Origin of the sequence: Candidatus Acidulodesulfobacterium acidiphilum, assembly GCA_008534395.1 — a bacterium.
Lineage (GTDB): Bacteria > SZUA-79 > SZUA-79 > Acidulodesulfobacterales > Acidulodesulfobacteraceae > Acidulodesulfobacterium_A > Acidulodesulfobacterium_A acidiphilum.
On the sequence record SHMQ01000065.1, the window covers coordinates 1 to 3822 of the forward strand.

The 3822-nt window shown below is 39.0% G+C and carries 4 protein-coding genes; all 4 read left to right on the plus strand.

Annotated elements, in window-relative coordinates; genetic code table 11:
• Positions 1–447, plus strand: a 447-nt coding sequence (locus EVJ48_10330; protein ID RZV36501.1) for a hypothetical protein, incomplete at its 5' end; no start/stop codon positions are given.
• A complete protein-coding gene (locus tag EVJ48_10335) occupies positions 444–1877 on the plus strand; it encodes a UDP-N-acetylmuramate--L-alanine ligase (GenBank protein RZV36502.1) in 1434 nt (477 codons plus the stop codon). The genes EVJ48_10330 and EVJ48_10335, both read left to right, overlap by 4 nt.
• A 26-nt stretch (positions 1878–1903) precedes the next feature.
• Positions 1904–2857, plus strand: coding sequence for a UDP-N-acetylmuramate dehydrogenase (murB, locus tag EVJ48_10340; GenBank protein RZV36503.1), 954 nt, complete (start codon positions 1904–1906; stop codon positions 2855–2857).
• Positions 2858–2863: 6 nt separating this feature from the next.
• Positions 2864–3799: a D-alanine--D-alanine ligase gene (locus EVJ48_10345; protein ID RZV36504.1), complete on the plus strand. Its 936-nt coding sequence runs from the start codon at positions 2864–2866 to the stop codon at positions 3797–3799.
• Positions 3800–3822 lie beyond the last annotated feature (23 nt).

Below are 3822 nucleotides of genomic sequence, written 5' to 3' on the forward strand. Positions count from 1 at the left end.
TATCATCAAACCGGTTTGCGCGACGCCGAAACGGCAGAGAATTTTTATAAAAATAATTTAAAAACCGGCGGATATGAAGTTTTTCCCTTTACGGACAACATAGAAGATTATTACGGGTTAAGCGATATAGTTATATCGAGGGCAGGAGCGGGGACGCTGTCCGAGCTGGTTTTGTTGAGAAAGCCCGCTATTTTAATACCGTATCCTCATGCGGCGGGCAATCATCAGGAGAAAAACGCTCTTGCGTTTTCCAAGAGCGGATGCTTCGAAGTCGTAAAAGACGACGAAAATCTTTCTAATGAATTATTACAAAAAATTTCTAAAATATTTTATAATAGAGATTTGTTAAAATCTATGTATAATAATTTAAAAAAAATAGAGATAAAAGATTCTGCGGATGAAATAGCAGGCATAATATTAAATAAAGATAAAGGAGAGAAATTATGAAAAACGGCGTCAAAAAGATTCATTTAATCGGTATCGGGGGTTCAGGCATGAGCGGGATAGCCGAAGTTCTTATAAATCTTGGTTATTCCGTTACCGGTTCGGACATAGAGTACAGCCAGACGATAGAAAAAATCGAATCTATAGGCGGCAAAATTTTCATAGGGCATAATCCTGAAAATATAAAAGATGCAGAAGTAGTAGTATATTCGACCGCAATTTCCGAAGCCAACCCCGAACTTAACGAAGCTAAGAACAGAAAACTTACCGTTTTAAGGAGGGCGGAAATGCTTTCCGAACTTCTCTCCCTAAAAAAAGGAATTGCTATAGCCGGTTCTCACGGCAAAACTACTACCACTTCGATGATATCGTCGATACTCGGAGAAGCGGGAGTCGACCCGACTTTCGTCGTAGGAGGCAAAATTTTCGGACTCGGTATGCATTCTAAAGTAGGCAAAGGCGAATATATGGTCGTCGAAGCCGACGAAAGCGACGGTTCATTTTTAAAATTAAAACCGGATTATTGCGTCGTCACTAATATAGACTACGAGCATTTGTGCCATTACGGCAATATAGAAAATTTAAAGCAGTCTTTCGCCGATTTTATAAATAATATTCCATTTTTCGGATTTGCGGTTTTATGCGCAGATAATCCGCTATTAAGCTCTTTGTTTCCGGTTATAAATAAAAAATATTTTACTTACGGCATAGAACAGAAAGCGGATTATTACGCTTTGAATATATCTTTAGAGAAAAACGCATCTTCTTTCGATGCATATTCCGGCGTTAAAATGATAGGCAAATTCAAGCTGTCCGTTCCGGGAATACATAATGTTTTAAACGCTCTTTCGGCGATAGCCGCGGCTAAAGAACTCGGCATAAAAACCGAATTTATAGCAAAAGCGCTTGAAAGTTTTCACGGAGTAGAAAGAAGATTTCAGATAAAAAAATCTAACGAAAGACTTATAATCGTCGACGATTACGCCCATCATCCGGTCGAGATTGCCGCAACGCTTAAAGCCGCAAAAAACTGGAACAGGCAGATAGTCGCAGTTTTTCAGCCGCACAGATATTCCAGAATGAAAGACCTTATGGACGATTTCGTAAATTCTTTAAAAATAGCCGACTCGGTTATCATTACGGATGTTTATTCCGCGGGAGAGATTGCTATAGAAGGTATTTCGTCGATGGCGCTTTCCGAGAAAATGAAGAATAACGGATATAAAAACGTATATTACGTTCCGAACAGAAAAGACATTAAATCTAATTTAAAAAATATGCTGAAAGGCGGAGAGATGGTAATATTCCTCGGAGCCGGCGATATAACTAAAACCTGCGACGAATTCGTTCACAGCAGGCTTAACAAAACAAGAACATTGAAAACTGTTTCTACTGCAGGTGCCGGCAATTTAAAAGAACGTATTAATTATTAATATTAATAAACTGTTTCGGTATAGATATGACGGGCGCAAAAACAAAAGAAGATTTATTAAAAAAGTTGAAAGAACTGAACATCGATTTTATTGAAAATCAGGATATGTCGTCTTATTCCTCTATTAAAACCGGAGGAAAGGCGGATTTAATACTGTTTCCAAGAAACGAAGCCGAACTTGGGCTAATAATAAAACTGACCGAAGGCGTAATATCCGAATGTTTCCGTTACGTCGTAGGCGGAGGTACGAATACGCTTTTTAAGGAAGAAAGGATATGCGTTCCGGTTATATCTTTTAAAAAATTCGATTCCTCGGTGTTGAACGTTTCTGACGATTATCAAAATTATAAGAAATGCGGGGATAAGATTTTGAGATTCGGCGCAGGAATTAATTTATCTAAAATTTTAAACTACTCCATTAGGCATAACTTAAGCGGATGCGAGTTTTTTTACGGAATTCCGGGCACTCTCGGCGGAGCCGTAAAAATGAATGCCAGTTCTAAAGAAAGTTCAGTCGGCAATATCGTAGAGGCTGTAGATATATTGGATTCAAGCGGTTCTAAATGCACCGTGCAAAAAAAAGATATGAATTTTTCATACCGCAGTTTAAATATTAACGGCATTAAAGATAACTATTGTATAACGTCGGTTTATCTTAAACTTAAGGAATCGTCCAAAGCGGAAATAACCGAAAATATTAAAATTTTTAAAGAAAGAAAATCGGGACAGCCACTTGGAGAATATTCTTTAGGGTGTATTTTTAAAAATCCGGAAGGTTTTTCTGCAGGAAAAATTATAGAGGAAATGGGATTTAAAGGCGTTTCTTTCGGCGGAGCGTCCGTTTCTCAAAAACACGCAAATTTTATAATTAATAAAGGCGGCGCAAAACCTTCCGACATTATGTTTTTAATAGACAACATAAGGGAAAAAGCGTTAGAAAGCAAAGGGATAAAATTAGATACGGAAATAAAGATAGTGTGAGGAGATATGCGGGAAAAATTGAAAAATTTGACGATAGGGGTTTTGGCGGGAGGCAGGTCGGAGGAGAAGGATATCTCCGTTAAAACCGGAAACGCAGTCTTCAATGCCTTAAAATCCGGCGGATATAATGCTCTGCTGTTTGATTTGGACGAAAATTTTACGGTTAATTTAAAAAATATAGACGTCTGTTTTATTGCCCTGCACGGAACATACGGAGAGGACGGCAGGGTTCAGGGAGCGCTCGAAATACTCGGCGTCCCGTATACCGGTTCGGGCGTTCTCGCAAGCGCGCTGGCGATGGACAAGGTTAAATCGAAAGCATTGTTTAATTTTTACGGTTTGAAAACGCCTCCGAGCATTGTAATCGAGAAGAAAAACGTCGAAAGTGCAGTAAATGAAATATCGCAAAATTTCGAACCGCCTTATTTCGTCAAACCGAACGCTTCCGGTTCCAGCATAGGATGCTCCATAGTCGAAAGCGGCGGGTCGGTCGGGGATTTAAGAACGGCGTTAAACAATGCTTTCAATTATGACGATGAGATATTGGTAGAAAAATATATAAAAGGAAGAGAAATTCAGTTTGCTTGGGCGTTCGGCAAGGCTTTAGGGTGCGTCGAGGTCAAGCCTAAAGATTGTTTTTATTCATATACGGCTAAATATACAAAAGGAAAGACGGAGTATTTAATAAACCCGTCTTTAACGGAACAAGAGTATAAAGCATGCGAGTCTGCCGCCGTTAAAGCCAACGAAATTATCGGATGCAGAGGGGTTACAAGGGCGGATATTATTCTTTCGGACGACGGCGCCGCATACGTTCTAGAACTCAATACGCTTCCCGGAATGACGGAACTCAGCTTAGTACCTATGATAGCGGAAAGCAAAGGCATGAGTTTTATAGAATTAATAGAAAATATAATAGAAGATGCGGTTGCAAAAAAATAAAAATAATATAAGACGTAAAAAAA